Origin of the sequence: Pseudomonas sp. 3MA1 (genome assembly GCF_029237275.1) — a bacterium.
Classification (GTDB): domain Bacteria; phylum Pseudomonadota; class Gammaproteobacteria; order Pseudomonadales; family Pseudomonadaceae; genus Aquipseudomonas; species Aquipseudomonas fluorescens_AP.
Genome location: NZ_JAACFX010000002.1, coordinates 798,706 through 822,947 on the forward strand (window position 1 = coordinate 798,706; position 24,242 = coordinate 822,947).

General features: G+C 61.4%; 25 protein-coding genes. 16 read left to right on the forward strand and 9 right to left on the reverse strand.

What is annotated here, in order from left to right:
- Positions 1-179: 179 nt before the first annotated feature.
- From GWQ44_RS08800 to GWQ44_RS08855, 12 genes are all read left to right on the forward strand, one after another.
- Positions 180-1,304, forward strand: coding sequence for an ABC transporter ATP-binding protein (locus GWQ44_RS08800; RefSeq protein ID WP_016963816.1), 1,125 nt, complete (start codon positions 180-182; stop codon positions 1,302-1,304).
- Positions 1,305-1,347: 43 nt separating this feature from the next.
- Entirely contained in the window at positions 1,348-2,391 is a 1,044-nt protein-coding gene (locus GWQ44_RS08805; protein WP_016963815.1) for an ABC transporter substrate-binding protein, read from the forward strand.
- A gap of 148 nt (positions 2,392-2,539) precedes the next feature.
- Positions 2,540-3,787 carry an ABC transporter permease gene (locus GWQ44_RS08810; protein ID WP_016963814.1) on the forward strand — a complete coding sequence of 416 codons (1,248 nt, stop codon included), beginning with the start codon at positions 2,540-2,542 and terminating at the stop codon, positions 3,785-3,787.
- A gap of 13 nt (positions 3,788-3,800) precedes the next feature.
- A complete protein-coding gene (locus tag GWQ44_RS08815) occupies positions 3,801-4,625 on the forward strand; it encodes an ABC transporter permease (RefSeq protein WP_016963813.1) in 825 nt (274 codons plus the stop codon).
- A 141-nt stretch (positions 4,626-4,766) separates the two neighbouring features.
- Positions 4,767-5,915 carry an iron-containing alcohol dehydrogenase gene (locus GWQ44_RS08820; protein ID WP_047306353.1) on the forward strand — a complete coding sequence of 383 codons (1,149 nt, stop codon included), beginning with the start codon at positions 4,767-4,769 and terminating at the stop codon, positions 5,913-5,915.
- Positions 5,916-5,995: 80 nt separating this feature from the next.
- Positions 5,996-6,670, forward strand: a complete 675-nt coding sequence (gene rpe, locus GWQ44_RS08825; protein ID WP_016963811.1) for a ribulose-phosphate 3-epimerase — start codon at positions 5,996-5,998, stop codon at positions 6,668-6,670.
- On the forward strand, positions 6,667-7,485 hold the full coding sequence (locus GWQ44_RS08830) for a phosphoglycolate phosphatase (protein WP_103742294.1): 819 nt from the start codon (positions 6,667-6,669) through the stop codon (positions 7,483-7,485). The genes rpe and GWQ44_RS08830 overlap by 4 nt, the downstream gene beginning before the upstream one ends.
- A 71-nt stretch (positions 7,486-7,556) precedes the next feature.
- Positions 7,557-9,044, forward strand: coding sequence for an anthranilate synthase component I (gene trpE / locus GWQ44_RS08835; protein ID WP_047306351.1), 1,488 nt, complete (start codon positions 7,557-7,559; stop codon positions 9,042-9,044).
- Between the two features lie 12 nt (positions 9,045-9,056).
- Complete coding sequence (locus GWQ44_RS08840; protein ID WP_016963747.1) at positions 9,057-9,650, forward strand: aminodeoxychorismate/anthranilate synthase component II; 594 nt, start codon at positions 9,057-9,059, stop codon at positions 9,648-9,650.
- 9 nt (positions 9,651-9,659) lie between these two features.
- The gene (gene trpD / locus GWQ44_RS08845) at positions 9,660-10,709 is read left to right on the forward strand and encodes an anthranilate phosphoribosyltransferase (protein WP_016963746.1); all 1,050 of its coding nucleotides are present in this window, start codon (positions 9,660-9,662) and stop codon (positions 10,707-10,709) included.
- Positions 10,706-11,542 carry an indole-3-glycerol phosphate synthase TrpC gene (gene trpC, locus GWQ44_RS08850; protein WP_047306335.1) on the forward strand — a complete coding sequence of 279 codons (837 nt, stop codon included), beginning with the start codon at positions 10,706-10,708 and terminating at the stop codon, positions 11,540-11,542. Before trpD ends, trpC begins: the two co-directional genes overlap by 4 nt.
- A gap of 67 nt (positions 11,543-11,609) precedes the next feature.
- Complete coding sequence (locus tag GWQ44_RS08855; RefSeq protein WP_047306334.1) at positions 11,610-12,311, forward strand: lipoate--protein ligase family protein; 702 nt, start codon at positions 11,610-11,612, stop codon at positions 12,309-12,311.
- Here the strand turns inward: GWQ44_RS08855 and crp are convergent.
- Positions 12,308-12,952 carry a cAMP-activated global transcriptional regulator CRP gene (gene crp / locus GWQ44_RS08860; protein ID WP_016963743.1) on the reverse strand — a complete coding sequence of 215 codons (645 nt, stop codon included), beginning with the start codon at positions 12,950-12,952 and terminating at the stop codon, positions 12,308-12,310. The genes GWQ44_RS08855 and crp overlap by 4 nt on opposite strands.
- A 234-nt stretch (positions 12,953-13,186) precedes the next feature.
- Here crp and GWQ44_RS08865 point away from each other — a divergent pair, with 234 nt between their 5' ends.
- Positions 13,187-13,609 (forward strand): OsmC family protein, encoded by a 423-nt coding sequence (locus tag GWQ44_RS08865; protein ID WP_275927053.1) that lies wholly within the window; start codon positions 13,187-13,189, stop codon positions 13,607-13,609.
- A gap of 73 nt (positions 13,610-13,682) precedes the next feature.
- Here GWQ44_RS08865 and coq7 read toward each other — a convergent pair whose 3' ends face one another.
- The 6 genes from coq7 to hemJ form a co-directional block, all read right to left on the reverse strand.
- Positions 13,683-14,330 carry a 2-polyprenyl-3-methyl-6-methoxy-1,4-benzoquinone monooxygenase gene (gene coq7 / locus GWQ44_RS08870; protein WP_011063796.1) on the reverse strand — a complete coding sequence of 216 codons (648 nt, stop codon included), beginning with the start codon at positions 14,328-14,330 and terminating at the stop codon, positions 13,683-13,685.
- Between the two features lie 127 nt (positions 14,331-14,457).
- Positions 14,458-14,796 (reverse strand): histidine triad nucleotide-binding protein, encoded by a 339-nt coding sequence (locus tag GWQ44_RS08875; protein ID WP_016963742.1) that lies wholly within the window; start codon positions 14,794-14,796, stop codon positions 14,458-14,460.
- Positions 14,797-14,866: 70 nt separating this feature from the next.
- Positions 14,867-15,655 (reverse strand): SDR family oxidoreductase, encoded by a 789-nt coding sequence (locus GWQ44_RS08880; protein ID WP_016963741.1) that lies wholly within the window; start codon positions 15,653-15,655, stop codon positions 14,867-14,869.
- 61 nt (positions 15,656-15,716) lie between these two features.
- The gene (locus GWQ44_RS08885; RefSeq protein ID WP_275927054.1) at positions 15,717-16,634 is read right to left on the reverse strand and encodes a DUF805 domain-containing protein; all 918 of its coding nucleotides are present in this window, start codon (positions 16,632-16,634) and stop codon (positions 15,717-15,719) included.
- Positions 16,635-16,729: 95 nt separating this feature from the next.
- Entirely contained in the window at positions 16,730-17,698 is a 969-nt protein-coding gene (locus GWQ44_RS08890) for a nitronate monooxygenase family protein (RefSeq protein ID WP_253129758.1), read from the reverse strand.
- Positions 17,699-17,730: 32 nt separating this feature from the next.
- Complete coding sequence (gene hemJ / locus GWQ44_RS08895; RefSeq protein ID WP_016963738.1) at positions 17,731-18,162, reverse strand: protoporphyrinogen oxidase HemJ; 432 nt, start codon at positions 18,160-18,162, stop codon at positions 17,731-17,733.
- Positions 18,163-18,297: 135 nt separating this feature from the next.
- Between hemJ and argC the strand changes: the two genes are divergently transcribed.
- Both argC and erpA read left to right on the forward strand, forming a co-directional pair.
- A complete protein-coding gene (gene argC / locus GWQ44_RS08900; protein ID WP_047306330.1) occupies positions 18,298-19,332 on the forward strand; it encodes an N-acetyl-gamma-glutamyl-phosphate reductase in 1,035 nt (344 codons plus the stop codon).
- 169 nt (positions 19,333-19,501) lie between these two features.
- Entirely contained in the window at positions 19,502-19,852 is a 351-nt protein-coding gene (gene erpA / locus GWQ44_RS08905) for an iron-sulfur cluster insertion protein ErpA (RefSeq protein ID WP_011063789.1), read from the forward strand.
- A 70-nt stretch (positions 19,853-19,922) separates the two neighbouring features.
- Here erpA and GWQ44_RS08910 read toward each other — a convergent pair whose 3' ends face one another.
- Positions 19,923-21,014: an anhydro-N-acetylmuramic acid kinase gene (locus GWQ44_RS08910; protein ID WP_275927055.1), complete on the reverse strand. Its 1,092-nt coding sequence runs from the start codon at positions 21,012-21,014 to the stop codon at positions 19,923-19,925.
- A gap of 3 nt (positions 21,015-21,017) precedes the next feature.
- Complete coding sequence (locus GWQ44_RS08915) at positions 21,018-22,439, reverse strand: peptidoglycan DD-metalloendopeptidase family protein (RefSeq protein WP_275927056.1); 1,422 nt, start codon at positions 22,437-22,439, stop codon at positions 21,018-21,020.
- 209 nt (positions 22,440-22,648) lie between these two features.
- Here GWQ44_RS08915 and tyrS point away from each other — a divergent pair, with 209 nt between their 5' ends.
- Entirely contained in the window at positions 22,649-23,848 is a 1,200-nt protein-coding gene (gene tyrS, locus GWQ44_RS08920) for a tyrosine--tRNA ligase (RefSeq protein WP_275927057.1), read from the forward strand.
- Positions 23,849-24,242: the final 394 nt, after the last annotated feature.

The window sequence follows — 24,242 nt, forward strand, 5'->3', positions numbered from 1 at the left end:
CTTGCCGCTTGCAGCTTGCCGCTGGCCTCTGCCCTTATCCAATCCCGCCATCCTTGTAGGGCAATCCCTACAGGCAACCTTCCAGGCGGCTGAGGCGAATCTCTCCTGAGCCCCGATTTGCCTGACCCACGCGCTCCACTAGGCTTGCTCCACAGCCGTCTAAAACAAAAGGTGTGGGTATGAGCGAGGTCGTTTCAAGCGCTGGGGCCAACGATGTTCTGGTCAGTTTTCGTGGTGTGCAGAAGAGCTACGACGGCGAGAACCTGATCGTCAAAGACCTCAACCTGGAAATTCGCAAAGGCGAGTTCCTCACCCTGCTGGGGCCGTCCGGTTCCGGCAAGACCACCAGCCTGATGATGCTGGCCGGTTTCGAGACGCCGACCGCCGGTGAGATCCAGCTGGCCGGGCGTGCCATCAACAATGTGCCACCGCACAAGCGCGACATCGGCATGGTGTTCCAGAACTACGCCCTGTTCCCGCACATGACCGTGGCCGAGAACCTCGGCTTTCCGCTGTCGGTGCGTGGCCTGGGCAAGACCGACATCAGCGAGCGGGTCAAGCGCGTGCTGAGCATGGTCCAGCTCGATGCCTTCGCCCAGCGCTACCCGGCGCAACTGTCCGGCGGCCAGCAACAGCGGGTGGCCCTGGCCCGCGCCCTGGTGTTCGAGCCGCAGCTGGTGCTGATGGACGAACCCCTCGGCGCCCTCGACAAGCAGCTGCGCGAACACATGCAGATGGAGATCAAGCACCTGCACCAGCGCCTGGGCGTGACCGTGGTCTACGTGACCCACGACCAGGGCGAAGCCCTGACCATGTCCGACCGGGTGGCGGTGTTCCACCAGGGCGAGATCCAGCAGATCGCGCCGCCGCGCACCCTCTACGAAGAGCCGAAGAACACCTTCGTCGCCAACTTCATTGGCGAGAACAACCGTCTCAACGGCCGCCTGCACAGCCATAACGGCGAGCGCTGCGTGGTGGAGCTGGGGCGTGGCGAGAAAGTCGAAGCGCTGGCGGTGAACGTCGGTCGCGTCGGCGAGCCTGTGACCCTGTCCATCCGGCCGGAGCGCGTGAGCCTCAACGGCTCCAGCGAAAGCTGCGCCAACCGCTTCTCCGGGAGGGTGGCGGAATTCATCTATCTGGGCGACCACGTCCGGGTGCGCCTGGAAGTCTGCGGCAAGAGCGACTTCTTCGTGAAACAGCCGATTGCCGAGCTCGATCCTGCGCTGGCGGTGGGTGACGTGGTGCCGCTTGGCTGGCAAGTCGAGCACGTTCGCGCGCTTGACCCGCTTCTAGAGGCGAACTGATCGCCCCCCTGCAACACCAACCAGCACGTGGAGAACACAATAAATGTTGAGATCCCTGAAATTCACCGCCCTGGCATTGGGCATGATGGGTGCGGCGCACGCCATGGCGGCGGGCCCGGACCTGACCGTGGTGTCCTTTGGCGGGGCGAACAAGGCGGCGCAGGTCAAGGCGTTCTATGCCCCTTGGGAAGCGGCGGGCAATGGCAAGATCGTGGCCGGCGAGTACAACGGCGAGATGGCCAAGATCAAGGCCATGGTCGACACCAAGAGCGTGTCCTGGGACCTGGTGGAAGTCGAGTCTCCGGAACTGTCCCGCGGTTGCGACGAGGACATGTTCGAGCAACTGGACCCGGCCCTGTTCGGCAAGAGCGAAGACTACGTCAAGGGCGCTATCCAGCCGTGCGGCGTGGGCTTCTTCGTCTGGTCCACGGTACTGGCCTACAACGCCGACAAGCTGAAAACCGCTCCGAGCAGTTGGGCTGATTTCTGGGACGTCAAGCAGTTCCCGGGCAAGCGCGGCCTGCGCAAGGGCGCCAAGTACACCCTGGAATTCGCCCTGATGGCCGACGGCGTCGCGCCCAAGGACGTGTACAAGGTGCTGGCCGGCAAGGACGGTCAGGATCGCGCCTTCAAGAAGCTCGATGAGCTCAAGCCTTACATCCAGTGGTGGGAAGCCGGCGCCCAGCCGCCGCAGTACCTGGCTTCCGGCGACGTGGTCATGAGCTCGGCCTACAACGGCCGGATCGCCGCGGTGCAGAAGGAAAGCAACCTGAAAGTGGTGTGGAACGGCGGCATCTACGACTTCGACGCCTGGGCCATTCCAAAAGGCCTGGACAAGGCTCGCGCCGAAGCGGCGAAGAAATTCATCGCCTACTCGGTCCAGCCGCAGCAGCAGAAAACCTATTCGGAAAACATCGCCTACGGTCCTGCCAACACCCAGGCCGTGCCGCTACTGGCCAAGGACATCCTCAAGGACATGCCGACCACCCCGGAAAACATCGCCAACCAGGTGCAGATCGACGTCAGCTTCTGGGCTGACAACGGCGAGCAGTTGGAACAGCGCTTCAACGCCTGGGCAGCCAAGTAACCATCTCCAGATGTTGTAGGAGCGAGCTTGCTCGCGAAGGCGTCATCAGCATCGACCTTGATGTTGAAGCACGGCCTTCGATGCGCGGCCAAGCCCGCTCCTGCCGCCCGGTGGTTTGTATTCGAAAGATCGATTCGCGGAGTTTGTCATGACCATCACCGTTCCCCTGAACGCGGTCACCGGCCCGACCTTGAAGCAGCGGCTGGCCCGCGCCGAGCGGGTCAACCGCTGGAAGGCCCAGGCGCTGATCGCGCCCCTGGTGCTGTTTCTGTTGCTGGTGTTCCTGGTACCGATCGTGGCGCTGCTGTACAAGAGCGTCGGCAACCCGGAAGTGGTCGGCGGCATGCCGCGCACGGTGGCGGCCGTGAGCGCCTGGGACGGTCGTGGCCTGCCTGCCGAAGGGGCCTACAAGGCCTTGAGCGAAGACCTGGCGGACGCCCGCAAGAATCAGACCCTGGGCGATCTGTCCAAGCGCCTGAACATGGAACTGGCCGGCTACCGCAGCCTGCTGACCAAGACCGCCCGCGCCTTGCCGTTCAAGGCCGAGCCCCAATCCTATAAAGAAGCCATGGAAAGCCTGGACGAGCGCTGGGGCGACCCGGCCTACTGGCAGGCGATCCGCCGCAACACCAGCAGCCTGACCCCGTACTACCTGCTGGCGGCGGTGGACCATCGCATCGATGACCTGGGCGAACTGGCCCCGGCCACCCCGGACCAGGCCATCTACCTGGACATCTTCGCCCGGACCTTCTGGATGGGCCTGGTGATCACCGCCATCTGCCTGGCCCTGGCCTATCCCCTGGCGTACCTGCTGGCCAATCTGCCGGCGCGCAAGAGCAACCTCTTGATGATCCTGGTGCTGCTGCCGTTCTGGACTTCGATCCTGGTGCGGGTCGCGGCCTGGATCGTGCTGCTGCAATCGGGCGGCCTGATCAACAGCGCGCTGCTGGCCATGGGGGTGATCGACAAGCCCCTGGAGCTGGTGTTCAACCGCACCGGGGTCTACATCTCCATGGTGCACATCCTGCTGCCGTTCATGATCCTGCCGATCTACAGCGTGATGAAGGGCATTTCGCCCACCTACATGCGTGCGGCGATCTCCCTGGGTTGCCACCCGTTCGCCAGCTTCTGGCGCGTGTACTTCCCGCAGACCTACGCCGGGGTCGGCGCCGGTTGTCTGCTGGTGTTCATTCTGGCCATCGGCTACTACATCACCCCGGCCTTGCTGGGCAGCCCGAACGATCAGATGGTCAGTTACTTCGTCGCCTTCTACACCAACACCAGCATCAACTGGGGCATGGCCACGGCCCTGGGCGGCCTGCTGTTGCTGGCGACCGTCGTGCTCTATCTGATTTACAGCTGGCTGGTGGGCGCCAGCCGCCTGCGCCTGAGCTAAGGAGAGAATCGAAATGCTGAGCCCCTACATGTCACCCGTCGAACGGGTCTGGTTCTACAGCTTGCGGATTCTCTGCGGCTTGATCCTGTTGTTCCTGGTGTTGCCGGTGCTGGTGATCATCCCGCTGTCGTTCAACTCGGGGAGTTTTCTGGTGTACCCGTTGCAGGGTTTCTCGCTGCACTGGTATCAGGACTTCTTCGCATCAGCCGAATGGATGCGGGCCCTGAAGAACAGCATCATCGTGGCCCCGGCCGCGACCTTGCTGGCCATGGTCTTCGGCACCCTGGCGGCCATCGGCCTGACCCGCGGCGACTTTCCCGGCAAGGCGCTGGTGATGGCCCTGGTGATTTCGCCGATGGTGGTGCCGGTGGTGATCATCGGTGTCGCCAGCTATCTGTTCTTCGCTCCGCTGGGCATGGGCAACAGTTTCTTCTCGCTGATCATCGTGCATGCGGTGCTTGGGGTGCCTTTCGTGATCATCACCGTGTCGGCGACCCTGCAGGGCTTCAACCATAACCTGGTGCGCGCCGCGGCCAGCCTCGGCGCCTCGCCCTTGACCACGTTCCGCCGGGTGACCTTGCCGTTGATCGCGCCCGGGGTCATCAGTGGCGCGCTGTTCGCCTTTGCCACCTCGTTCGACGAGGTGGTGGTGACCCTGTTCCTCGCCGGTCCCGAGCAAGCGACCCTGCCACGGCAGATGTTCAGCGGCATTCGGGAAAACCTCAGCCCGACCATTGCCGCCGCGGCGACGTTGCTGATCGCCTTTTCGGTGATTCTGCTGCTGACCCTGGAATGGCTGCGCGGACGCAGCGAGAAGCTGCGTACCGCCCAGGTCTAAAGCGCTCGCTTCTTTCGCCCGGGCCACTGACGGTGCCCCGGGCGAGGGGCGGCAGGGCATTCGTCCGCTGAATAGGCGACAACCGATCATCCGCGTCTACGCTTGTGCCAGCTTCCCCCTTCTATATAAGAGGCTGCGCACATGAGTATTTCCTCTTTCAAGATCGCTCATAAGCTGCTCACCGGCAGTACCGCCATCGAGCAACTGGCGGCTGAGCTGACCCGCCTGGATGTCGACAACCCCCTGATCGTCACGGATGCCGCGCTGCTCAAGTCGGGCACGGTGGCGCTGGCGCTGGCCCATCTGGGGGAGCGCGATTACGAGATCTTCGATCGGGTGCTGCCCGATCCGGAAATCGCCATCGTCGAGGACTGCATGCAGGTTTACCGCGAAGGCGGGCATGACGGGCTGATCGGGCTGGGGGGCGGCAGCGCCATCGACATTGCCAAGAGTGTCGCGGCCTATGCCGGCTATCACGGCGCCCTGGAAGACCTGTTTGGCATCGACCAGGTGCCGCGCAAGGGGCCGCCGCTGATCGCCATTCCTACCACCGCCGGCACCGGTTCGGAAGTCACCAACGTGGCGATACTGTCCGACCGGGCCGCGCAACTGAAGAAGGGCATTGTCAGCGACTACCTGCTGCCGGACGTGGCCCTGGTCAGTCCGCAGATGACCCTGACTTGCCCGCGCAGCGTGACCGCCGCCAGTGGCGTCGACGCCCTGGTGCACGCGATTGAAGCCTATCTGTCGCTCAATGCCTCGGCGATCACCGATGCCCTGGCCATAGGGGCCATCCAGTTGATCGTCAAGGCGCTGCCCAAGGCCTATGCCAACCCGGCCAACCTGCAGGCCCGCGAGGATATGGCCACCGCCAGCCTGATGGCGGGCATGGCCTTCGGCAATGCCGGGGTCGGGGCGGTGCATGCGCTGGCCTATCCCCTGGGGGGGCGTTTCCATATGTCCCACGGGGTCAGCAATGCCTTGCTGCTGCCCTATGTCATGACCTGGAACAAGATGGCCTGCGTCGAGCGTATGCAGGATATCGCCGAAGCCATGGGGGTACGGACCGCGCACTTGAGTGCCAGCGAAGCCGCCGATCGAGCGGTGGACGCGATGACGGCCTTGTGCGCCGCGGTGGAGATTCCCAGTGGCTTGCGCAGCTTTGGCGTGCCTGAGGAGGCGATTCCCGCCATGGCCGTGGAGGCCGCGGGGATCGAGCGTCTGATGCGCAACAATCCGCGCAAACTGAGCCCCGCCGATATCGAGAAGATCTATCGCGCGGCTTACTGAACATCGCGGTTACGGTGTGCGCCCCAAAGCATGAGGTATACAATGCGCGCCATCGTGATTCTGCTCAAAAAAGGTGCGTCATGCAGCCCTTCGCTATTGCTCCGTCGATTCTCTCCGCCGACTTCGCCCGTCTGGGCGAGGAAGTGGACAATGTCCTGGCCGCCGGTGCCGATATCGTCCACTTCGACGTCATGGACAACCACTATGTGCCGAACCTGACCATCGGCCCGATGGTCTGCTCCGCGCTGCGCAAGTACGGGATCACTGCGCCGATCGATGCGCACCTGATGGTGACTCCGGTGGACCGCATCATCGGCGACTTCATCGAGGCGGGCGCGACCTACATCACCTTTCACCCGGAAGCCACCCTGCATGTGGATCGCTCCCTGCAGATGATCCGCGAAGGCGGTTGCAAGGCGGGCCTGGTGTTCAACCCGGCGACCCCGCTGGACGTGCTCAAGTACGTGATGGACAAGGTCGACATGGTGCTGTTGATGAGCGTCAACCCGGGCTTTGGCGGGCAGAAGTTCATTCCTGGGACCCTCGACAAGCTGCGTGAGGCGCGGGCCCTGATCGATGCCTCTGGCCGCGATATCCGCCTGGAAATCGACGGCGGGGTGAACGTCGGCAACATCCGTGAGATCGCCGCCGCTGGCGCTGACACCTTTGTTGCCGGTTCGGCGATCTTCAATGCGCCGGATTACCGTGAAGTCATCGAGAAGATGCGCGCCGAACTGGCGCTGGCGCGCTCATGAGCGCATTTGAGCAGTTGTTCCCGGGGCGTCTGCCGCGGCTGGTGATGTTCGACCTGGATGGCACTCTGGTCGATTCGGTGCCGGATCTCGCGGCCGCCGTGGATCAGATGCTGCTCAAGCTGGGGCGCAAGCCTGCGGGTATCGACGCGGTGCGCGAGTGGGTCGGCAATGGTGCGCCGATGCTGGTGCGTCGGGCCCTGGCCAACAGCCTGGATGCCCAGGGTGTCGACGACGTCGAGGCCGAGCACGCCCTTGAACTGTTCAATGCGGCCTATGAAGACAGTCATGAGCTGACCGTGGTCTATCCCGGCGTGCGTGAAACCCTCAAGTGGCTGCACAAGCAGGGCGTGGAAATGGCCCTGATCACCAACAAGCCCGAGCGTTTCGTTGCCCCCTTGCTGGATCAGATGAAGATCGGCCGGTATTTCCGCTGGATCATCGGCGGCGACACCCTGCCGCAAAAGAAACCCGATCCGGCGGCGCTGTTCTTCGTGATGAAGATGGCCAGCGTGCCGGCCTCGCAATCACTGTTCGTCGGCGACTCGCGCAGTGACGTGCTGGCGGCCAAGGCCGCGGGGGTCAAGTGCGTGGCGCTGAGCTACGGCTATAACCATGGTCGGCCGATTGCCGAGGAGTCGCCGGCGCTGGTGATCGACAACCTGCGGGCGCTGATCCCCGGTTGCTTAGAACCTGCCGCTGAGATAACGTTGCCCGACGCTGTTCCATCCCCTTCTGGAAACTCCATCGTGGTGGTCACTCGCAAACTCTGGATGAAAGTCATCAAGGCCTTGGCCCGTTGGCGTTGGCGCGCCTGATTTTTGTCTGGCCGGCCCTGCCGGCGTGTTTGCATACCTGACTGTTAGACCCTCAAGCCACGAGGCATCCCATGATTCGCGAAGAATTCCTGCGTTTGGCCGCAGCCGGTTACAACCGTATCCCGCTGGCCTGCGAAACCCTTGCCGACTTCGACACGCCGCTGTCGATCTACCTGAAACTGGCCGATCAGCCCAACTCCTACTTGCTGGAGTCGGTGCAGGGCGGCGAGAAGTGGGGGCGCTACTCGATCATCGGCCTGCCGTGCCGCACCGTGTTGCGCGTGCATGGGCACCGGGTCAGCGTGACCCATGACGGCGTCGAGATCGAAAGCCATGAAGTGGCTGATCCGCTGGCCTTCGTCGAGGAATTCAAGGCTCGCTACAACGTACCGACCATCGCCGGCCTGCCGCGTTTCAACGGCGGCCTGGTGGGGTATTTCGGCTATGACTGCGTGCGTTATGTTGAGCCGCGCCTGGGCCAATGTCCGAATCCGGATCCGATCGGCGTACCGGATATCCTGCTGATGGTTTCCGATGCGGTGGTGGTGTTCGACAACCTGGCGGGCAAGATGCACGCCATCGTGCTGGCCGATCCGAGCCAGGACAATGCCTTCGAAGCTGGCCAGGCGCGGTTGCAGGAATTGCTGGCCCAGCTGCGCCAGCCGATCACCCCACGCCCCGGGCTGGATTTCAGCAAGCAGTCGGCGGCGGAACCGGTGTTCCGCTCCAGCTTCACCCAGGGCGACTATGAGCGGGCGGTGGACACCATCAAGGAGTACATCCTGGCCGGTGACTGCATGCAGGTGGTGCCGTCCCAGCGCATGTCCATCGATTTTTCGGCCGCGCCCATCGATCTGTACCGGGCGCTGCGCTGCTTCAACCCGACGCCCTACATGTACTTCTTCAACTTCGGTGACTTCCATGTAGTGGGCAGCTCGCCAGAAGTGCTGGTGCGGGTCGAGGACAATCTGATTACTGTGCGGCCGATCGCCGGCACCCGTCCGCGAGGCGCTACTGAGGAAGCCGACCTGGCCCTGGAGCAGGACCTGCTGTCGGATGCCAAGGAGATCGCCGAGCACCTGATGCTGATCGACCTGGGGCGCAACGATACCGGTCGGGTGTCCGAAATCGGCAGCGTGAAGCTCACCGAGAAGATGGTCATCGAGCGTTATTCCAACGTGATGCACATCGTTTCCAACGTCACCGGTCAATTGAAGGCCGGGCTGACGGCGATGGATGCCCTGCGGGCGATCCTGCCGGCGGGGACTTTGTCCGGGGCACCGAAGATCCGCGCCATGGAAATCATCGACGAGCTGGAACCGGTCAAGCGCGGCGTCTACGGCGGCGCCGTGGGTTACTTCGCCTGGAACGGCAACATGGACACCGCGATTGCCATTCGCACCGCAGTGATCAAGAACGGTGAGCTGCATGTACAGGCCGGCGGCGGGATTGTTGCCGACTCGGTGCCGTCCCTGGAGTGGGAAGAGACGCTGAACAAGCGTCGCGCAATGTTCCGTGCCGTGGCACTGGCTGAACAAACCCCCGCATCCAAGGCTTGAGGAGTTTCCACTATGTTGCTGATGATCGATAACTACGACTCCTTCACCTATAACGTCGTCCAGTACCTGGGCGAGTTGGGGGCCGAGGTGAAGGTGGTGCGCAACGACGAGCTGACCGTGGCGGAAATCGAGGCGCTCAAGCCTGAACGCATCGTGGTTTCGCCCGGCCCCTGCACGCCAACCGAAGCCGGTGTCTCCATCGAGGCGATCAAGCATTTCGCCGGCAAGCTGCCGATTCTCGGCGTGTGCCTGGGGCACCAGTCCATCGGCCAGGCCTTTGGCGGCCAGGTGGTGCGTGCCCGGCAAGTGATGCACGGCAAGACCAGCCCGGTGTTCCATCGTGACCTGGGGGTATTCAGCGGCCTGAACCTGCCGCTGACGGTGACCCGCTACCACTCGCTGGTGGTCAAGCGGGACAGCCTGCCCGACTGCCTTGAAGTCACCGCCTGGACCCAACTGGAAGACGGTTCCGTCGACGAGATCATGGGGCTGCGCCACAAGACGCTGAATATCGAGGGTGTGCAATTTCACCCCGAGTCTATTCTCACCGAGCAGGGCCACGAGCTGTTCGCCAACTTCCTCAAACAGAGCGGCGGCACGCGCTAAGGACTTTTCATGGATATCAAGACTGCCCTGAGCCGTATTGTCGGCCATCTGGACCTGAGCACCGACGAGATGCGCGATGTGATGCGCGAGATCATGACCGGTCAATGCACCGATGCGCAGATTGGCGCTTTCATGATGGCCATGCGCATGAAAAGCGAGAGCATCGACGAAATCGTCGGCGCGGTGTCGGTGATGCGCGAGTTGGCCGACAAGGTCGAGCTCAAGACCCTCGACGGTGTCGTGGATGTGGTGGGCACCGGCGGTGACGGTGCGAACATCTTCAACGTTTCCACGGCTTCTTCTTTCGTGGTCGCGGCAGCCGGCTGCACGGTCGCCAAGCATGGCAATCGCGCGGTGTCCGGCAAGAGCGGCAGCGCCGACCTGCTGGAGTCGGCCGGGGTCTACCTGAACCTGACTCCGGTCCAGGTGGCGCGCTGCATCGACAATGTCGGCATCGGCTTCATGTTTGCCCAGTCTCATCACGGCGCCATGAAATATGCCGCCGGCCCGCGTCGCGACCTCGGTCTGCGCACCCTGTTCAACATGCTTGGCCCGCTTACGAATCCGGCCGGCGTGAAACATCAGGTGGTGGGCGTGTTCACCCAGGCGTTGTGCCGGCCGTTGGCCGAGGTTTTGCAACGACTGGGCAGCAAGCATGTGCTGGTGGTGCATTCCCAGGATGGCCTGGACGAGTTCAGCCTGGCCGCGCCGACCTATGTGGCCGAGCTGAAGAATGATCAGATCACCGAGTACTGGGTGCAGCCCGAAGACCTGGGCATGAAGAGCCAGAGCCTGTTTGGCCTGGTGGTGGAAAGCCCGGCGGCGTCCCTGGAGCTGATTCGCGATGCCCTGGGACGACGCAAGACCGAGCACGGCCAGAAGGCCGCCGAAATGATTGTGCTCAATGCCGGTGCGGCGCTGTATGCCGCCGATCATGCCAGCAGCCTGAAAGAGGGCGTGGCCCTGGCTCACGATGCCTTGCACACGGGCCTGGCCCGGGAAAAGCTTGAGGAACTGGGCGCCTTTACCGCGGTGTTCAAGCAGGAGAATGAAGGATGAGTGTGCCGACTGTTCTGGAAAAGATCCTCGCCCGCAAGGTGCAGGAGGTTGCCGAGCGTAGCGCGCGTGTCAGCCTGGCCGAGCTGGAAACCCTGGCGCGAGCCGCCGATGCCCCGCGCGGTTTCGCCAGGGCTCTGCAGGAGCAGGTCAAGCTCAAGCAACCGGCGGTGATCGCCGAGATCAAGAAGGCCTCACCCAGCAAAGGTGTGATCCGCGAGAACTTCGTTCCGGCCGACATCGCCAAGAGCTATGAGAAGGGCGGCGCGACCTGCCTGTCGGTGCTCACCGACGTCGACTTTTTCCAGGGGGCCGATGCTTACCTGCAGCAGGCTCGGGCGGCCAGCAAGTTGCCGGTTATCCGCAAGGATTTCATGATCGATCCCTATCAGATCGTCGAAGCCCGCGCCTTGGGGGCCGACTGTGTGCTGCTGATCGTCGCCGCGCTGGATGACGCGCGAATGGCTGAACTGGCCGCGGTGGCCAAGGGCGTTGGCCTGGATGTGCTGGTGGAAGTGCACGATGGCGACGAACTGGAGCGGGCACTGAAAACCCTCGACACGCCGTTGGTGGGGATCAACAACCGCAACCTGCACACGTTCGATGTCGATCTGGAAACCACCCTCGACCTGCTGCCGCGGATTCCCCGCGACCGCCTGGTGATTACCGAGAGCGGCATTCTTAATCGCGCCGATGTTGAGTTGATGGAAATCAGCAACGTCTATTCGTTCCTGGTGGGCGAGGCGTTCATGCGCGCCGAGAGCCCGGGCAGCGAACTGCAACGTCTGTTCTTCCCCGAGCGCGGCCTTCCGGTCAGCGGTTCGACCCTGGACTGAACCTGAAACACTGAACAAGCCGGCACTGCCGGCTTTTTCATATCTACTGCCAAGGACTTGCCCTGTCATGACCCAACCCCTTGCCTTGACCGTCGAAGCCGGCCTGCAGGCCGAGCAGGATCTGCTGGCGCTGGTGTGCGCTGGCGAGCAGGAGTTTGGCCTGCTGTTCTGGCAGCCCAGTGACCGCGCGCTGGTAATGCCGCGGCGCCTGAGTCGTTTGCCCGGGTTCGAGCAGGCTTGCCAGGCGTCGGCCGCCAATGGCTGGCCGGTGCTGCTGCGGGAAACCGGCGGTGAGCCGGTGCCGCAGTCGGCGGCCACGGTGAACATTGCGCTGGTCTATGCGCCGCCGCGTAGCGAGGGGGATCAGGGGCGGATCGAAACCGCCTATCGACGGTTGTGCCAGCCGATTTGCGACCTGCTCACCGAGCTGGGGGGCAAGCCGTCATTGGGGGAAGTGGACGGAGCGTTCTGCGATGGGCGGTTCAACGTCAATCTGGACGGCCGCAAGCTGGTCGGCACCGCCCAGCGCTGGCGCCAGAGCAAAGGCGGGCAGCGGCCGGTCGGGCTGGTGCACGGAGCCTTGTTGCTGGATAACGAGCGCGCCTCGATGGTGGGGGCGGTCAATACCTTCAATCAGGCCTGCGGCCTGGAACAGCGTTGCCGGGCCGAGAGCCATATCGCCTTGCATGAGGCTTTTGCCGCTCCCGATGCCATCGGCCGGCTGGACAGTCTCTACCGAGAGATGCTCCAGGGCTTCCTGCCCGGCTAGCGGGTGCCGAACACCACCATGGTCTTGCCTTTGACGTGAACCAGATTGCGTTCTTCCAGATCCTTGAGGACGCGACCGACCATTTCCCGTGAACAGCCGACGATCCGACCGATCTCCTGGCGGGTGATCTTGATCTGCATGCCGTCCGGATGGGTCATGGCATCCGGTTGCTTGCACAGCTCCAGCAAGCAGCGGGCAACCCGTCCGGTCACATCGAAGAACGCCAGATCGCCGACCTTGCGCGTGGTGTTGCGCAGGCGCTGGGCGATCTGCCCGCTCAGTACATAGAGAATGTCCGGATCGATCTGCGACAGTTCACGGAACTTGGCATAGCTGATTTCCGCCACTTCGCATTCCACCTTGGCGCGTACCCAGGCGCTGCGTTGCTGCTCCTGCCCGGCTTCTTCGAACAGGCCCAGCTCGCCGAAGAAGTCCCCGGCGTTGAGGTAGGCAATGATCATCTCCCGGCCGTCGTCGTCTTCGATGAGGATGGTCACCGAACCCTTGATGATGAAGTACAGGCTGTCTGACGCATCGCCGGCGCAGATGATGTTGCTCTTGGCCTGATACCGGCGGCGTTGACAGTGCATCAGCAGCTTGTCGAGATTTTTGATTCTGGGGGTGGGGGCAATAGCAACCATGGTTGTATCCCGAAAAGACTGCACGGTCTGAGGTGTTTGTTATGGGGTGAAAAGCGAAGCTGTTTCACGCTGGCGATGCGCCATTCATTTGGCGTCAGCTTAACAGACACATCTTAAGCGGATTTAAGATTTTTCTGATTAAGGATCGGTAATAGGCCTAGAGCGAGCAAGGCGCGGCCCTGGCCAGACCCTGTGCTAAGCTGGCGACCCTTTTTTAGCAGTGGAGTCTTGGCGATGAAGGCACGCATCCAATGGGCTGGCGAAGCCATGTTCCTCGGTGAGTCGGGCAGCGGTCATGTCGTGGTGATGGACGGCCCACCAGAAGCCGGTGGACGTAATCTGGGTGTTCGCCCCATGGAAATGCTCCTGCTGGGCGTGGGTGGTTGCAGCAACTTCGACGTGGTGAGCATTCTGAAGAAATCCCGTCAGGCCGTGGAAAGCTGTGAGGCCTTCCTCGACGCCGAGCGCGCGACCGAGGATCCCAAGGTCTTCACCAAGATTCACATGCACTTCGTGGTCAAGGGGCGGGGCTTGAAAGAAGCCCAGGTCAAGCGCGCCATCGAACTGTCGGCGGAGAAATACTGCTCGGCCTCGATCATGCTCGGCGCCGCTGGCGTGGCCATCACTCACGATTACGAAATCGTCGAGCTCGCCTGATCGGCGACGATTGCTTCGGGCAACGCAAAGGGCGCTCATGGAGCGCCCTTTTTTGTCGGCGGCAGCAGTGGAGTCAGATCCGGTAGGTGCTCTTGGTCATGACCTTGGCCAACAGGCTCATGCCGAACTTGACCGGTGCCGGGAAGCGAAAGCCGCCGGCTTCAAGGGCGGTTTCGGCGTGGTGTTCTTCGTCGATGCGCATCTGCTCGAGAATGGCTCGGGACTTTTCGTCTTCGGCCGGGAGTTGTTCCAGGTGCTCGTTCAGGTGCTTGCAAACCTGATCTTCGGTGGCGGCGACGAAGCCCAGGCTGACCTTGTCGCTGATCAGGCCGGCCGCCGCGCCGATGCCGAACGACAGACCGTAGAACAACGGATTGAGGACGCTGGGATGGCTGCCCAACTGACGGATGCGTTGCTCGCACCAGGCCAGGTGATCGATTTCTTCTTCGGCGGCATGTTCCATGGCCTGGCGTACCTGAGGCAGCTTGGCGGTCAGCGCCTGGCCCTGATACAGCGCCTGGGCACAGACTTCCCCGGTGTGGTTGATGCGCATCAGACCGGCGACGTGCCGGGTGTCCTCGTCACTCATCTGCGCTTCCGGCTGCACGATGGCCGGCGACGGGCGATAAGGTTGGCCACTGAAAGGCAGCAGCGTGCGCATGGCCATATCGGCTTGCAGCAGCAGGCGGTCGATCGGCGAGTAGTGACGTTGGGTAGTCATGCTTATCTCCGGAGGGAATCTCGGCGGCCAGTTTACTCCAATCGATGGGGCTAAAACTGCGCTGGATCAGCGCACCCTCGTCGCAGGTCCGACGAGAGGGCGCCGTGCGGGGGCGTGGGCGGGGCAATCAGCCCGGAGGCCAGTTCATCTGACGTTGACCCAGCACATGCATGTGAATGTGGTAGACGGTCTGGCCGCCCAGCTCATTGCAGTTCATCACCACTCGGAAGCCGTCTTCACAGCCTTGTTCCTTGGCCAGTCGCTGGGCGGTGAACAAAATGTGTCCGGCCAGCGCCTTGTCGTCCTCGGTGAGATCGTTGAGGGTGCGGATGGGCTTTTTCGGAATCACCAGGAAGTGCACCGGCGCTTGCGGGGCGATATCGTGGAAGGCCAGAACCTGGTCGTCCTCGTAGATGATCTTCGCGGGTATTTCTCTGTTGATGATCTTGGTGAACAGAGTATCCACAGCTGTTTCTCCATTGGGTTGGTCCGGGCTGAGTGTACTCAGGCTCATCCTGTGCGCCCAGCCCCGGTATCTAACGTGGGCAATAGGCCCGATTGACGTAACCGACGATCTTGCGGGTCAGCCAGCGCGAGCCCAGGCGGCTGCTGAACGCCATCCAGCGATTGAGCCGGCCGGGAATGATGATGGCGCGGTTCTTCTCCAGCGCGCGGACCGCGTACAGGGCCACTTCCTCGGGGCTCATGAGCAGTTTGCTGTCGTTGAGCTTTTGAGTGTCCATTTGTGCGGTGCGGAAAAAGCCCGTGCGAGTCGGACCGGGGCACAGCACCGAGACTTTGACTGCGCATTTTTTCAGTTCTTCGCGCAGGCCCTCGGAAAAGTGCAGGACATAGGCCTTGCTGGCGTAGTAGGTGCTCATCCACGGGCCGGGATAGAAGGCGGCTACCGAGGCGACGTTGAGAATCTGCCCGCCGCCCAGCAGCGCCATGCTGTTACCCAGGGCATGACACAGGCGGGTCAGGGCCAGGATGTTGACCTCGATCAGGTCCTGTTCGGTCATCCAGTCCTGGGCCAGGAAGGGGCCGCAAGTGCCGATGCCGGCACAATTGACCAGCAGGTCTATCTGGCGCTCGCCTTCTTCCAGCTCCAGCAGGAAGCCGGACAGGCGCAGGGGCTCGCCCAGGTCGCAGGCGCGAAACAGCACTTCGACACCAAAGCGCTGGGTCAGCTCCAGGGCGATGCTTTCCAGCTGATCACGCTGGCGGGCCACCAGAAGCAGGTTGCGCCCACGCCGGGCCAGTGCTTCGGCCAGGGCCAGGCCTATGCCGCTGGAAGCACCGGTGATCAGAGCGTAACGGGTCATGCATTTCTCCATCGCAACGGCCGGCTGCCTGCGACAGGAAGGGTCGCAGGCTCGGACGCGTTTATTCTTGCTCGGATTCTACAGGGGCCGCGGCGCTGTCGGCGGGTTCTGCGTCCTCGTCAACGCTGGCGGAGTCGACGCTTTCGCTGTAGCTGGTCTCACTGTAGCGATCTTCCAGCGAGCTCAGGCCGCCGGCCACCATGGCAACGATCAGCGCCACGATCAGCACCACCCACATCCACGACAGGACTTTGACCGCGGTGGTATTGGGCGGTGGCGGGGCGCCGTAGCGGTTGGCGATGTTACTGCCCGGGCTGACCATCAACACCAGCGGGAAAATGCTGCCGACGATGGGCACGAAGGTCAGCAACCACAGCCAGCCGGACCAGCCCAGGTCATGCAGGCGCTGCACGCTGATCTGGATGCTGACGACGATGAAACCGATGAACACCACGATGCCGCCGATGATCCCCAGTCCGGTGAGAAGCGAGGAGTTGAGCACTGCGGCGGAAAGGATGCCGAAGAACGCACCGACTCCGATCACGGCCAGCATGGCGACCGTCAGGACCAGGGTCCAGGCCAGGTAGCGCAGGCGGCCGATGCGGCCCTCGAAGCTGAAGACATTGAGCGTGGCGTATTGCGGCAGAGCTTCGCCGACCGTGGCTTGTGGCGGCGCGTAGGGCGACTCGCTGAGCGGGGCCGGGCTCGGGGCATGGGTGACCGCGTCCAGGTTCAGATCCAGGGCATGTTCAGCTTCGATACGGGCATCGATCCCGGCGTTTTTCAGGGCTTCCAGGTAACGCTGGGCGTCCGCCTGAGTCAGATCGCGTTTGAGTTCTACCCGTTGACCGCTGAACAGACGCTCCACTGCGGAAGCATCGCTTTTGAACAGTTCGGCCAGGTTCAGTTGGGCGGTGGACTTCTCGACGCCGGGCAGCAGCGTGCCGTCGAAAACAATCTTGTAGCGGGTTTCGCTCATGGGGGCATCCCTGTCTCTTGAAAAGAAGGCTTACATAAAAGGCGGCTAGTTTAAGGCCAGCGCCCCCCCGCTGGCCAAAAAACAATGAGAACGGGTTAACGCGGCCAGCGATTGCCCAACTGCGCGGCGCGTGCCTGGGCGGCCCGGTATTCGCTGTCCAGGCGGGCGATCAATTGATCGATGCTGGGCAGGTCGTCGATTTCGCCTACGCCTTGGCCGGCCGACCATACGGTTTTCCAGGCCTTGGCCTCGTCGCTGATGGGCTTGAGCTTGGAGCCGAAGTTGATTTCGCCCTTGCCTTGCAGGGCTGCCAGGTCGAAACCGGCATTTTCCAGGCTTTGGCGCATGAAGCTGGCGGGCACCCCGGACACGGCGGCGGTGTGCACGATGTCCGCAGCACGGGAACTGAGCAGCATCTCCTTGTAGGCGTCCGGCGCGTGACTTTCGCGGGTGCCGATAAAGCGCGTGCCCAGATACGCCAGGTCGGCACCGAGCAATTGAGCGGCGAGAATCTCGTGGCCGCGGTTCAGGCAGCCGGCCAGCAGCAGGGTCTTGTCGAAGAACTGGCGGATTTCGGCAATGAGGGCGAAGGGGCTCCAGGTGCCCGCGTGCCCGCCGGCGCCCGCGGCGACCGCGATCAGGCCATCGACTCCGGCTTCTGCGGCTTTCTCCGCGTGCCGGCGCGTGGTCACGTCATGAAACACCAGGCCGCCGTAGCTGTGTACGGCGTCCACGACTTCCTTGACCGCTCCCAGGCTGGTGATGACGATCGGCACTTTGTGCTCGATGCAGATCTGCAGATCGGCCTGCAGGCGCGGATTGCTGTTGTGCACGATCAGGTTCACTGCGTAGGGGGCAGGGTTCTCCAATGTGCCCAGCCCCGTCTCGATCTCTTCGAGCCAGGCCTTGAAGCCACTGCTTTCGCGCTGGTTCAGGGCCGGGAAGCTGCCGACCACGCCATTGCGACAACAGGCCAGGACCAGCTCAGGGTTGGAGATCAGGAACATCGGCGCCGCCACCAGAGGCAGGCGCAGGTGTTGCTCGAGCAGAACGGGCAGTGACATTGGAGTACCCCCAGGGAAGTGACTAGTCAGTGTTAGAACGGCCTGACAACGACCAAAATTACGATAGCCAGCAATAGCAGAACCGGTACTTCATTGAACCAGCGATAAAAGACATGGCTGCGGGTGTTCTCGCCACGGGCGAAGCGCTTCACTTGCGCGCCGCACATGTGGTGATAACCGATCAGGATCACCACCAGGGTCAGCTTGGCGTGCATCCAGCCACCCTGGCCGAAGTAGGCGCTGGGGTTGAGGCTGATCAGCCAGATGCCGAAGATCAGCGTCGCGATCATCGCCGGGCCCATGATGAAGCGGTACAGCTTGCGCTCCATCAGGCAGAAGCGTTCGCGGCTGACGTTGTCTTCGCTTTGGGCGTGATAGACGAACAGGCGTGGCAGGTAGAACAGGCCGGCAAACCAGCAGACCACGCTGACGATATGAAAGGCTTTGAGCCATAGATAGAGCATTTTTAGTTATTCCCAGATTCACGGTGGCGAGGATAGTAGAGGGTAGAGCGGCCGCACGTCACCTTGACGGTTGTCGCAGGGGCGCGCCGCCCCTATTATCGGCAGCTTTCCAGTGGGTTCGTTGAGGGCAGGTTTATGGTCAAGGTCGGTATCGTCGGCGGCACGGGTTACACCGGTGTCGAACTGCTGCGTCTGTTGGCACAGCATCCGCAAGCGCGAGTGGAGGTCATCACTTCGCGATCCGAAGCCGGCCTGGCCGTCGCCGACATGTACCCCAACCTGCGCGGTCACTATGACGGCCTGGCCTTTAGCGTGCCGGACATCGCGACCCTGGGGGCCTGCGATGTGGTGTTCTTCGCCACGCCTCACGGGGTGGCCCATGCCCTGGCCGGGGAATTGCTGGCGGCGGGAACCAAGGTCATCGACCTGTCGGCGGACTTCCGTCTGCAGGACGCCGATGAGTGGGCCAAGTGGTACGGCCAGCCCCACGGCGCTCCCGAACTGCTGGAGGAGGCGGTCTACGGGTTGCCTGAAGTCAATCGCGAGCAGATCAAGCAGGCTCGGCTGATCGCTGTTCCGGGCTGCTATCCAACCGCCACCCAACTGGGCTTCCTGCCGCTGCTGGAAGCGGGTCTTGCTGATGCGTCCCGTTTGATCGCCGACTGCAAGTCAGGTGTCAGCGGTGCCGGCCGCGGTGCCAGCGTGGGTTCGTTGTATTCGGAAACCTCTGAAAGCATGAAGGCCTACGCGGTCAAAGGGCATCGTCACTTGCCGGAAATCCGCCAGGGCTTGCGGCGGGCGGCGGGCAAGGATGTGGGTCTGACCTTCGTTCCGCATTTGACCCCGATGATTCGTGGTATTCACTCGACGCTCTACTCGACCGTGGTGGACCGTTCGGTTGATTTGCAGGCGTTGTTCGAGAAGCGTTATGCCAATGAGCCTTTTGTCGATGTGATGCCCGCTGGCAGTCATCCTGAAACCCGCAGCGTGCGTGGCGCCAACGTGTGCCGGATCGCCGTGCATCGTCCGCAGGACGGTGATCTGGTGGTGGTGCTGTCGGTCATCGACAACCTGGTCAAGGGCGCTTCGGGCCAGGCGGTGCAAAACCTCAACATTCTCTTTGGCCTGGATGAGCGTCTGGGTCTGTCTCACGCGGGCATGCTGCCTTAGGGCCGTTTTAGCGTTGAACAGAAAGGCCCGTCTGACGGGCCTTTCTGCGTTATGCGGGTAGCTGTACGACTATTGATATACCGTAACAATAGTTGACCGCTTTTCTAGGAGAAGCGGATAATGCGCGTCATTACGCAGTATGGCGGCTTAACGCCGGGAGATAGTCAGCATGAGCGTTGAATCCTTCACCCCCACGGCTTTGCAATTCACTCAAGGTGCAGCGCACAAGGTGAAGACCCTGGTCGACGAAGAGGGTAATGATCGCTTGAAGCTGCGCGTATTCGTTACGGGCGGCGGTTGTTCGGGGTTTCAGTACGGTTTCACTTTTGATGAGGAAGTGGCCGAGGATGACACCATCGTTGAGCGTGAGGGTGTGAGCCTGGTCGTGGACCCCATGAGTTTCCAGTACCTGGCCGGTGCCGAGGTGGACTATCAGGAAGGTCTGGAAGGTTCGCGTTTCGTGATCAAAAACCCCAATGCCACCACTACCTGTGGTTGCGGGTCATCGTTTTCGATCTGATCGGTCACTCAAAGCCATTCGCCTAGCGCCGCAGGGTCTGACGATCCTGCGGCGTTTTGCTGCCTGCTGTTCAAGCAGGGTAGATGGCGCCCAGTATGCGCAGGCCGCGGGCGCCGGTAACGCTGGGGCGGTTGGCGGCAATGCCTTGCATGCAGCAATGGGCCAGCCAGGCGAAGGCCATGGCTTCGACCCAGTCGGGGTCCACGCCACAGGCAGCGGTGCTGCTGACCCGAGTCTCGGGCAGTAGTGTCGCGAGGCGCTGCATCAGGGCGCTGTTGTGGGCGCCACCGCCACAGACCAGAAGCTCCTGGGTGTCGCTTTGTGCCGCTTGCAGTGACTGAACAATGGTTAGGGCGGTCAGTTCCAGCAGAGTGGCTTGCACATCTTCGGCGGGAAGCGGAGGGTGCTGCGCCAGCTGCCGTTGCAGCCACTGTAGATTGAATACCTCGCGCCCAGTGCTCTTCGGCCCCTGGGTGGCGAAGAACGGGTCGCTGAGCAGGGTTGTCAACAAGGCCTGGTCGAGTTGGCCGCTGGCGGCCCACTGACCGTTGCGGTCAAAGGTTTCTGCGCGTTGATCCTGTATCCAGGCATCGAGCAGCACATTGCCTGGGCCGCAATCGAAGCCGGTCACCGGTTTGTCTGTCTCGATCAGGCTCAGGTTGCTGAAGCCACCAATGTTCAGAACCGCGCGGCTTCCTGGGCGTCGCTCAAACAGGGCTTCGTGGAAGGCCGGGACCAGTGGTGCACCTTGGCCGCCGGCGGCTACATCGCGACTGCGAAAGTCACTGACGACGCTGATGCCGGTGAGTTCGGCGAGTAGTGCTGGATTGCCGATCTGCACAGTAAAACCGCGGCTCGGTTCATGACGTACTGTCTGACCGTGACTGCCGATGGCGCGAATGTCCTGAGCCTGCAGTTGTTGCTGTTGCAGAAGGCTGTGAATGCCCTGGGCCGCCAGCTTGACCCACTGCTGCTGGGCGATGGCGGAGCGGGCAATCTCGTCAGGGCCGCTGGCGCACAAGCTCAACAGCTCGGCGCGCAGGGTTTCTGGCATGGGGATGTAGTGGGTGGCGATCAATCTGATCGCCGGATCCTGCTCGATCAGGGCAATGTCCAGGCCATCCAGGCTGGTTCCGGACATGACTCCTATATAGAGCGCCATGATTCAGCGCTTGCTCGAGGCCAGCATCGTGGCCTTTTCCTGCTCCATTCGAGCCATCAGAGGCTGGCTCTGCTGGAGGAAGCGAGCACGTTCAGCCTTGGCAATCGGATCGGCCATTGGCAGCTTCTGGCCCAGCGGGTCTACGTGGACGCCGTTGACCTGGAACTCGTAATGCAAGTGTGGGCCGGTGGACAGGCCTGTGGTGCCGATATAGCCAATGACCTGACCCTGCTTCACCGAGCCGCCGGTCTTGACGCCTTTGGCGAAGCCTTGCATGTGGCCGTACAGCGTGCGGTAGGTATTGCCGTGCTGGATGATCACGGTGTTGCCGTAACCGCCGCGGCGACCTGCGAGCAGGACCTTGCCGTCGCCGGCCGCTTTGATGGGGGTGCCCCGTGGAGCGGCATAGTCGACGCCCTTGTGAGCGCGGATTTTGTTCAGGATCGGATGTTTGCGCCCCATGGAGAAGCGTGAGCTGATGCGGGCAAAGTCCACTGGCGTGCGGATAAACGCCTTGCGCATGCTGTTGCCGTCTGCAGTGTAGTAGCTGCTTGAGCCTTGTTTGTTGGTGTAGCGCACTGCGGTGTAGGTTTTGCCACGGTTGGTGAAACGCGCGGAGAGGATATTGCCGGTCCCGACCACTTTGCCGTTGGCGACTTTCTGCTCATAGATCACGTCAAACTCGTCACCCTGGCGAATGTCCTGAGCGAAGTCGATGTCGTAGCCGAAAATGCTCGCCATATCCATGGTCAGGCTATGGGACAGGCCGGCACGGGCGGCGGACTGTGAAAGCGAACTGTTGATCACGCCGTGAACGTAGGCTGAGCGCACTACTGGCTTGGTGATCACTCGGTTGAAGGTAAAGCCTTTGGGGCCTTTGGTCAGCGTGATGGTTTCCAGGTCGCTGACTTTGGTGTGCAGGTTGTTCAGTTGGCCGTCTGGAGTCAGTTCAAACTCCAGTTTCTGGCCATGTTTGAGCTGAGAGAACTGTTTGGCTTGCTTGTCGCTGGCCAGTATTTCGTGCACGGAGGTAGCGGGCAGGCCAACCTTTTCGAACAGAGTGGACAGGGTGTCGCCCTTGGTGACTGTGACTTCTCTATGACCCGGGGCTTTTGCTTCTTCCGCGGCGGCAGGCGCAGGCGTGTTTTCTGCGGTTTCCGTAGTGTCTTCTGAGGTGTTTTCGATCTGTGCGAAAGGTGAGGCTACTGCTTCAGTTGTGGCTTGTTCCGTGGATGCAGCGTCTTGATCTTGTGTGAGTTGCTCAATCGGGCTTTCCAGATCAAGGCTCAATGTGGTTTTTTTGGCTTCAACATCACTGGAAGGGAATACCAGTAGAGCCAGACTTAGAAGGGCTGCTATGCCGCTTGCGGCGAGCAGGTGGCTCTTCGGATAAAGCGGTGGCGCTTTAGACGGTTCGGTGGTCATAGGTAATTTGACTTTGAAAAGATGAAATGGAAAAGATGAATGACATGATGAAGATGAAATAACTGTATAAAATATAACCAAATCATCTGTGACGCAAGCGCACGGACACTCTGTTCTCTGAATGCTCCCGTATGCCGGGCAAAACTTGTAATTAGTCCGTGATCTTGTATGGTTGGTTCCCTTTTGAATCTGAGCCTTGCGGGTCTGTTATGAAGTCGGTTGAAGAGCAGCTAGCGCTGATCAAACGTGGTGCGGAAGAGTTGTTGGTCGAGTCCGAGTTGATCGAGAAGCTCAAGCGTGGCGTGCCGCTGCGTATCAAGGCCGGCTTCGATCCGACTGCGCCGGATTTGCACCTTGGGCATACCGTGCTTATCAACAAGCTGCGTCAGTTCCAGGATCTGGGTCACCAAGTGATCTTCCTGATTGGCGACTTTACCGGGATGATCGGTGATCCAAGCGGCAAGAGTGCCACTCGTCCGCCGCTGACTCGCGAGCAGGTTCTGGAAAATGCCGAGACCTATAAAAGCCAGGTCTTCAAGATTCTTGATCCAGCCAAGACTGAGGTGGCTTTCAACTCGACGTGGATGGACAAGATGGGGCCGGCGGATTTTATTCGTCTGACTTCCCAATACACCGTTGCGCGGATGCTTGAGCGCGATGACTTCGACAAGCGCTACTCGACTAATCAGCCGATTGCTATCCATGAGTTTTTGTATCCGCTTGTCCAGGGCTATGACTCGGTTGCGCTGCGTGCTGATGTCGAGCTGGGTGGTACCGACCAGAAGTTCAACCTGTTGATGGGGCGTGAACTGCAGCGCGGTTATGCTCAAGAGGCGCAGTGCATTCTGACCATGCCGTTGCTTGAGGGGTTGGATGGGGTCAAAAAGATGTCCAAGTCCTTGGGTAACTATGTGGGTATCCAAGAGGCGCCGGGGGTTATGTACGGCAAACTGGTTTCCATTCCTGATGCATTGATGTGGCGCTATTTTGAGCTGCTCAGCTTCCGCTCTATGGAAGAGATCGATGCGTTGCGCGCTGATGTCGAGGCGGGTGCGAATCCGCGTGATATCAAGATCAAGCTGGCTGAGGAAATCGTTGCGCGCTTCCATGGCGAAGAGGCGGCTGCAAGTGCACATCGCGCTGCGGGCAATCGGATGAAAGATGGCGAGCTGCCTGAGGATCTGCCGGAGATCGAGCTGACCGCTGCTGAGGATATGCCGATTGCTGCTGTCCTTAATAAGGCCGGGCTGGTTAAGAACGCCGCAGTGGCGCGTGACCTTCTGGGTTCTGGTGGTGTGCGCGTGGATGGCGAAGTTGTTGATCGCTCCTATATATATGCATTGGGCGCGACGCATGTGTGCCAGGCAGGTAAGAAGGCGTTTGCGCGCATCACGCTTAAATCCGAATAAAGTAGGAAATAGGTGTTGACGGCGAATTATATGTCTCTATAATTCGCCCCACTTCCGGCGCAGTCGAAACGGAAAACTCCTTGAGATTCAACGAGTTACCAAGTTTTCGGCAGTGGTTACGCTTCAGTTCATCGAGGCCAGAAGCAGTTGATAAGGCAGTGTGTGGTCGCCTTGTTAACGATTCGATCGTCTCGGTCGAAAGCGGTTGAAAAGAGGTGTTGACAGCAGCGTGTAACGCTGTAGAATTCGCCTCCCGCTAACGAGAGATCGGAAGCGCAAGTGGTTGAAGTTGTTGAGAAAATCTTCGAAAACTTCTTAAAAAATCGCTTGACAGTAAATGAGGCTGCTGTAGAATGCGCGCCTCGGTTGAGACGAAAGATCTTAACCAACCGCT

Coding starts and splice junctions, on each gene's coding strand:
- rpe (WP_016963811.1), top strand. CDS start 5,996: ATGCAGCCCTTCGCTATTGCTCCGTCGATTCTCTCCGCCGACTTCGCC.
- GWQ44_RS08855 (WP_047306334.1), top strand. CDS start 11,610: ATGACCCAACCCCTTGCCTTGACCGTCGAAGCCGGCCTGCAGGCCGAG.
- hemJ (WP_016963738.1), bottom strand. CDS start 18,162: ATGCTCTATCTATGGCTCAAAGCCTTTCATATCGTCAGCGTGGTCTGC.
- trpC (WP_047306335.1), top strand. CDS start 10,706: ATGAGTGTGCCGACTGTTCTGGAAAAGATCCTCGCCCGCAAGGTGCAG.
- GWQ44_RS08910 (WP_275927055.1), bottom strand. CDS start 21,014: ATGGCGCTCTATATAGGAGTCATGTCCGGAACCAGCCTGGATGGCCTG.
- GWQ44_RS08885 (WP_275927054.1), bottom strand. CDS start 16,634: ATGAGCGAAACCCGCTACAAGATTGTTTTCGACGGCACGCTGCTGCCC.
- GWQ44_RS08840 (WP_016963747.1), top strand. CDS start 9,057: ATGTTGCTGATGATCGATAACTACGACTCCTTCACCTATAACGTCGTC.
- GWQ44_RS08810 (WP_016963814.1), top strand. CDS start 2,540: ATGACCATCACCGTTCCCCTGAACGCGGTCACCGGCCCGACCTTGAAG.
- GWQ44_RS08915 (WP_275927056.1), bottom strand. CDS start 22,439: ATGACCACCGAACCGTCTAAAGCGCCACCGCTTTATCCGAAGAGCCAC.
- GWQ44_RS08815 (WP_016963813.1), top strand. CDS start 3,801: ATGCTGAGCCCCTACATGTCACCCGTCGAACGGGTCTGGTTCTACAGC.
- trpD (WP_016963746.1), top strand. CDS start 9,660: ATGGATATCAAGACTGCCCTGAGCCGTATTGTCGGCCATCTGGACCTG.
- coq7 (WP_011063796.1), bottom strand. CDS start 14,330: ATGACTACCCAACGTCACTACTCGCCGATCGACCGCCTGCTGCTGCAA.
- trpE (WP_047306351.1), top strand. CDS start 7,557: ATGATTCGCGAAGAATTCCTGCGTTTGGCCGCAGCCGGTTACAACCGT.
- GWQ44_RS08865 (WP_275927053.1), top strand. CDS start 13,187: ATGAAGGCACGCATCCAATGGGCTGGCGAAGCCATGTTCCTCGGTGAG.
- argC (WP_047306330.1), top strand. CDS start 18,298: ATGGTCAAGGTCGGTATCGTCGGCGGCACGGGTTACACCGGTGTCGAA.
- crp (WP_016963743.1), bottom strand. CDS start 12,952: ATGGTTGCTATTGCCCCCACCCCCAGAATCAAAAATCTCGACAAGCTG.
- GWQ44_RS08890 (WP_253129758.1), bottom strand. CDS start 17,698: ATGTCACTGCCCGTTCTGCTCGAGCAACACCTGCGCCTGCCTCTGGTG.
- GWQ44_RS08820 (WP_047306353.1), top strand. CDS start 4,767: ATGAGTATTTCCTCTTTCAAGATCGCTCATAAGCTGCTCACCGGCAGT.
- GWQ44_RS08800 (WP_016963816.1), top strand. CDS start 180: ATGAGCGAGGTCGTTTCAAGCGCTGGGGCCAACGATGTTCTGGTCAGT.
- erpA (WP_011063789.1), top strand. CDS start 19,502: ATGAGCGTTGAATCCTTCACCCCCACGGCTTTGCAATTCACTCAAGGT.
- GWQ44_RS08830 (WP_103742294.1), top strand. CDS start 6,667: ATGAGCGCATTTGAGCAGTTGTTCCCGGGGCGTCTGCCGCGGCTGGTG.
- GWQ44_RS08880 (WP_016963741.1), bottom strand. CDS start 15,655: ATGACCCGTTACGCTCTGATCACCGGTGCTTCCAGCGGCATAGGCCTG.
- tyrS (WP_275927057.1), top strand. CDS start 22,649: ATGAAGTCGGTTGAAGAGCAGCTAGCGCTGATCAAACGTGGTGCGGAA.
- GWQ44_RS08805 (WP_016963815.1), top strand. CDS start 1,348: ATGTTGAGATCCCTGAAATTCACCGCCCTGGCATTGGGCATGATGGGT.